Source organism: Mesorhizobium norvegicum (assembly GCF_004919685.1).
GTDB lineage: Bacteria > Pseudomonadota > Alphaproteobacteria > Rhizobiales > Rhizobiaceae > Mesorhizobium > Mesorhizobium norvegicum.
In genome coordinates, this window is the sequence record NZ_SMYZ01000026.1 from 1 (window position 1) to 5,518 (window position 5,518).

Here is a 5,518-nt window from a genome sequence, read left to right on the forward strand (position 1 = left end):
TCCGATGGCCGACATTCGTCTCTTAAAGCCAATCTATCCAAGGATCATACCCTCGGTCGGACTAAAACACAAGCTATATACAGCTAGATTCAGCTGCGGGGCAGCGGCTTTATGGGGACCGGTCTTCATCATCCGTGGTGCCGGCATCAAACCTTCAGCGCCCTGCTATAATCTCGCCGTGACTGCCCACGCTACTACCAGCGCGGACATGAAAACGCGCAAGACAAACTGCAATCTGTCGCGATGATCGGTTGCGCGCCCCGCACCGATTCGCCCGGAGCATTTTCAATAGCAAGAGTCCTGCCGGTCGGTTTGCGTTCTGCCCAGCTGCGGTGCGACCGAAGTGGCCTTCCAAGGAGGGTGCTTGGTTCGCAGCTGACCGCCACCAGCTCTATGGTTTCTCCGGCGCTGCTTAGTGTGGTTCAGTTCGGCAAGATCGGCTCGACTCACTTCATGCAGTGCGGATAGCGTTCATCAACCCCATAATTTTCGAGCCCACGCCAGTCTAGGCGGATGATCCTCGATGCATAAGGTCATTGCACGTCAACCCCTCCCAACACTCTGATCCTGCAAGGGCCGCCGATCAACACGGAAAAGAATGTCAACGGAATTAGCTCGAAATCATGATGCCGGCACCGAAACGAAGAGCACGTTCGAATGCGAAGGCTGCGATCGCGGTATCCTGGACGCCGGTTCCGGTGAGATCGCACACTGTGATCTCGTTATCGGATCCACGCCCCGTCTCTCGACCGGCGATGACTTGGCCAAGCTCGGCAAAATCGGTATTGGCGGCCACGGTTCCTGCGGCTATCGCGGGTCGGAGTTCTCCCTGCCGGCGGCATTGCGCCAAGCTGTCGCAAATGTATCGGCTGGCAGCGGGAATGACGTCGGGAGCAAGCTCCGTTTTATAATCCGCATCAGATCCTATTGCTGTCACGTGCTGGCCGGGTCTCAGTTGCGAGCCACGGATCAACGGTATCCGGGAGGGCGTCGTGGTGACAATGACGTCGGCTGCGGCCATCACGTCGTCGATGGTCCCGGTCCGCACGTCGATACCCAACTTTTGCCGGGAGTCGTCGGCACATTGCCGTGCTTTGTCCGGATCGCGTCCCCAAATGATAGCTTCCTTGATATCGCGGACAAGTGTGAGGGCTTGCAGTTGGAGACGAGCTTGTGTGCCGCTGCCGAGTATGCCCGCGATTTGTGAATTGGGCCGCGAAAGCCATTTGGCCGCGACCGCGCCAGCGGCCGCCGTGCGTATGTCGGTCAGATAGCCGTTATCGAGATGAATTGCATCTACCATGCCCGTGCGGGCGGCAAACACTATCATCAGGCCGCCTACGCTTGGCAATCCGAGTTTTGGATTATCGAAATAGCCTGGGCTCATTTTGATCGCGAAGCTCTCAATTCCTGGCACGTAAGCGGTTTTCACGTCCACCTCGCCGTTATGCTCGGCAACATGAAAGCTGAGAATGGGAGGCATCACGACATCCCGTGTCGCGAGAAGTTTGAAGGCGTTCTCAACGCATTCCACCGCGTCGGCATCAAGAGCAACGACTCGGCGCAACTCTGCCTCCGTTAGGATCTTAATATCAGGCACTTTCCACTCCTCCTACCGCCGCAACCGCATCGTCGACTACCTCGTGGTCAATTAGCCGCCTGTGCAACGCCATCTCGAGATTGCAGCCCGTGACGAGGGAAACGCAGATGCCAGGTTTACCGATTTTGCCTGCAAGAAGTGCAGCGATCCCGACGCTCCCCGATCCTTCAATAACTTGTTTTTCTGACCAGTATGCGTGGCGAACCGCGTTCGCGATTTCTCCCTCCGTCACCGTGATCAACTCGTCTGCAAGATCGCGGACCATTTCGAATGTGTAGTGGTTGTCGAGCCCAATGCCGCCGCCGAGCGCATCAGCGAGTGTCGGCAGTTCCTCCACAAAAATTGGCTTACCCGCACGCTGGCTCTCGATCATGGCGGCACCACGTTCCATCGAGATGCCGACGACACGAACCGATGGGTTTGCGGATTTCAACGCGAGCGCAACACCGGCTAAGAGACCGCCACCCGACAGTGGGATCAACACCGTCTCAAGTTCGGGACAATCCTCAAGAATCTCCAGACCTAAGGTTCCTTGACCAGCAATGATGTCAGGATGGTCGAAAGGGGGTAACATGATCATACCCTCTGCGTCGACGAGACGGTCGACCTCAACCTGGGCTGCATCCTGTGAGCGGCCGACAATGAGAACTTCGGCACCATGCGAGCGCACGCCTTCGATCTTGTTCGAAGGCACCAGTTCAGACATACAAATGATGCATCGAACGCCGGCTTGGTGGGCCGCATAGGCGAGGCCGCGTCCGTGATTGCCGGTCGAAACTCCAACGACACCGCGGGCACGCTCGGAATCCCTCAGTCTCAAAATAGCGTTTGTTGCTCCCCGCAGCTTGAAGCTTCCGGTCGTCTGAAGATGCTCCAGTTTCAGATGAATGGCTCCTCCAGTCAGGTCCGACAACGATGATGAGACGATCAGCGGAGTCCGTCTCGCTCGCCCGTCAATTCGTTTTCTCGCTCGGTAAATATCTTGAAGGCAGATCGTATTGCTCATGCACATCCATTTCGCGTTCGCTCGTCAGATACCTTCGATGGTTCCGTCCCAATCGGCTGTCCGTGAAATGGAACCTGTACTCTCTCAGGCGCGGTCTCGTCCCCAGCACAGGCGTGGTCCCTCGGTACGATCTACGAACACTGGCTGCGCGTTCGGCGAATCACGATGATGGCGTGTCCCGTACTCGATCACCGACGCCCCAAATGAAAATTGCCGGCTCGAGCGACTAAACGGGCGGATCGACCGGACCTCGACCAACGGTGCATTGATCGTTTGGACCAGCAGGTTCCTAAGCGCGCTATCACGCTGGTCCGTTCGGGAAGAAGCGTAGCGCATTTCCTCGCATGATCGCCTCAATTATTTCGGGGGCTTCTTGGCGTTCGATCCAGCCTTCTGAAACAAGTTCGGAGATGGCTTGCCCAATCCCTCGACGAGCAATGCAAGCATGTCCATAGATCGCTTCAACAGCATAGTGGTCGCCGCCAAAAGTGAAAAGTTTATTTGCAGGCACGGCCAAGAGAAACTCCTTCAGGAAGCGGACGCTTGCTATGGGGCTGATAATCCACGCCCAACACATATCTATTCTGACGTTTGCATATTGCTTCGCTAGAGCAATGAACTCCTTTTCAAACGGATAGCCAATATGCATAAGAACAAACTGTGTATCAGGAAAATCTTGCAACAAATCACAGAGATCGGCGGCGTTATCGCGGACGCGCGCAAGCTGCATGCTGCCGCTACCAGCAAGATACCCTGTATGGAGCTTCACAGGCAGACCGTACGCAGTGGCTTTACGCACGCAATAGCGGAAGAGAAAATCTTGCAGTGCTGTGAGCTCTCCAGAGCTGAGAGGATTGACGCCGTTGGTAGAATGCCTTGCAAATAAGCGAGAGGCACGAGCCTCATCGACCGGGGAGAACATTAGCCTTCTAGAATATGCGATCAAGCATTTTATCGCGACAGCTTTTGGACCAAAGGCGTCGAAATATTGATCAACGATTTCGAGCCAGGCCTCCAATGTAGTAGGCTCCTTGCCTGTTTCCGCATTGACGCGAGCGAAGTCCAACTTGGCGCAGCGACAAAAGTCGATAACGTCCAAGTCTTGCGCTAGGATATTTGGCTGCGCAGTTTCCATGAAAATACGTTCTGCTGAATTTACCTGACAATAGTCAATTTTAGCCCGCCGGAGAATGGCGGCATAGAAGCCTGGCTGTAATGTTTCGATGTATTTCTCTGCAATTTGGTGTACGGTTTCTTCAGTCAAGTCCGCTACGCCGTAAAGGCCCCTGAATGTGTAGCGGAGCGCTTGAGCATAGCCTGTATCTTTTATGCGGTTCCAATAAGGTTTAACGAGTTCGTACTTACAATCAGTTGATACCTCAGGGCTCAAGAACTTTCGCAAATCGGCCTGAGGCATTCCGGCGACCGCGAGATCGTCTTTTGCATAAATTGCAAATAAGTATGCCCAGTCGTTACAAGGCATTAATCGCACATCGATCTTGCCAGATAAGCGAGTGCTTTCTTCAATTAAATGTTCGTGCGTATCCACAAAACCTGTCTGTTCCACCAAATCTGTAATATGCTTGTCGAGACTACGCATTATTTCATCCCTCTTCCAACTTACCGATTTTGCCTGAGAGAAGTGTGGCGCCGCCGACGCCACCCGATCCCTCGAACTTGCCTCTCTGACCAGTGAGAGTGGCTAACCCGTAAGCAATTTCTCTCTCCGCCACCGTGATTAACTCGTCCTCGGGGCCCCGAACCGTGTCGAACGAGTAGTGTCGCTTCCCGCAGCTTGACGCTTCAGGTCGTCTGACGATGCTCCAGTTTCAGATGAACGGTTCCTCCGGTCAGGTCCGGCAACGGGTGAGACGATCAGCTGAGTCCGTCTCCCTCCCATCGATACGCTTTCGCGCTTGGTAGATGTCCTCAAAATGTCCCCAGAATTGGTCGCGGAACCTTCGCGAGGTAATGTGGGCCCGTTTTGAGGACATCTATGCCTTCGGTGATTTTCAAGCCCAATGCCCAGATCCCGGTATGAAAAAGCATGGTCTTGGCGACGCCGGCGCGAAACGACATGGTGCGTTCGCGCGAGTCCGGAAGTCCGTCTCGTCGCGACGGTCGCACCAGGGATGGGAATGAACAGCGGGCCCCTCCTCAGGTCATGTCTTAGAAATTTTAGCTATATATAGCTTGTGTTTTCATCTTGTCAAGCTTATTGTCCCCATCGACGTGACTTGCGCGCCGGTAACGGCTGGAGGGAATGCAGATGGGGACGCGGCGAGAACATCCGCACGAAGGCGATCGGCCTACGCGGATGCGATCTTCACAACTTGCGGCGCCCTACGTGCCATCGATGTCATTGATCAGATAGAGACTGCCTGCGCTTGGCCAGCATCAGCGATCAGTAGGCGGGTACGGCCGCCTGCTACGCGAGCGCTTGTCTAATTTCTCTCAAATCCCCGAAGGGAAAAACAATCATGATGCGAGCCAATCTTATCCCGCAACCAGAATTCGATGCACGGATGAATAAGGTCAAACAAGCCATTGCCCAACGTGCAATGGATGTTGGGATTGTCACGAGCGCGGAAAATATTTTCTACCTCACAGGATTGGACCACCAAGGATACTTCGGACCTCACGCCCTCGCTGTGCGCCCAGATGGCGAGACGCTCCTGTTTGCACGAGCACACGAACAAAAGACCGTTGCGCGCCAAGTCGCGAATTCCCGTTTCGTAGGGTATCCCGATACGGCTTCGCCTGGGGCCTTCATTGCAGAACATCTAAAGAGTGTGGGTCTCGGAGATGGGGCAATAGCGATTCAAGCTGCAAGCCTTGGATTCCCGCCGTCATTCGACGCTGCCCTTCGAGCTGGACTGCCGGAGGTCCGGTGGGCTGACATGTCCGGGCTC

At 54.9% G+C, this 5,518-nt stretch carries 5 protein-coding genes; 2 read left to right on the forward strand and 3 right to left on the reverse strand.

Translation table 11 applies throughout. From position 1 onward, the window contains the following. Positions 1 to 247 (forward strand): hypothetical protein (locus FCU66_RS41650; RefSeq protein WP_210239719.1); only part of this gene is annotated, 247 nt, incomplete at its 5' end. Positions 248 to 610: 363 nt separating this feature from the next. On the opposite strand, the gene FCU66_RS11495 is transcribed toward FCU66_RS41650, so the two are convergent. The 3 genes from FCU66_RS11495 to FCU66_RS11505 form a co-directional block, all read right to left on the reverse strand. Beyond that, positions 611 to 1,600 carry a cyclodeaminase gene (locus FCU66_RS11495; protein ID WP_136620425.1) on the reverse strand — a complete coding sequence of 330 codons (990 nt, stop codon included), beginning with the start codon at positions 1,598 to 1,600 and terminating at the stop codon, positions 611 to 613. Next, a complete protein-coding gene (gene eutB / locus FCU66_RS11500) occupies positions 1,593 to 2,612 on the reverse strand; it encodes a hydroxyectoine utilization dehydratase EutB (protein ID WP_206077167.1) in 1,020 nt (339 codons plus the stop codon). Before eutB ends, FCU66_RS11495 begins: the two co-directional genes overlap by 8 nt. A 295-nt stretch (positions 2,613 to 2,907) precedes the next feature. Beyond that, positions 2,908 to 4,206, reverse strand: a complete 1,299-nt coding sequence (locus FCU66_RS11505; protein WP_136620423.1) for an amidohydrolase family protein — start codon at positions 4,204 to 4,206, stop codon at positions 2,908 to 2,910. A gap of 880 nt (positions 4,207 to 5,086) precedes the next feature. On the opposite strand from FCU66_RS11505, the gene FCU66_RS11510 reads away from it, so the two are divergent. Further along, on the forward strand, positions 5,087 to 5,518 hold a 432-nt coding region (locus FCU66_RS11510), incomplete at its 3' end, for an aminopeptidase P family N-terminal domain-containing protein (RefSeq protein ID WP_181956544.1).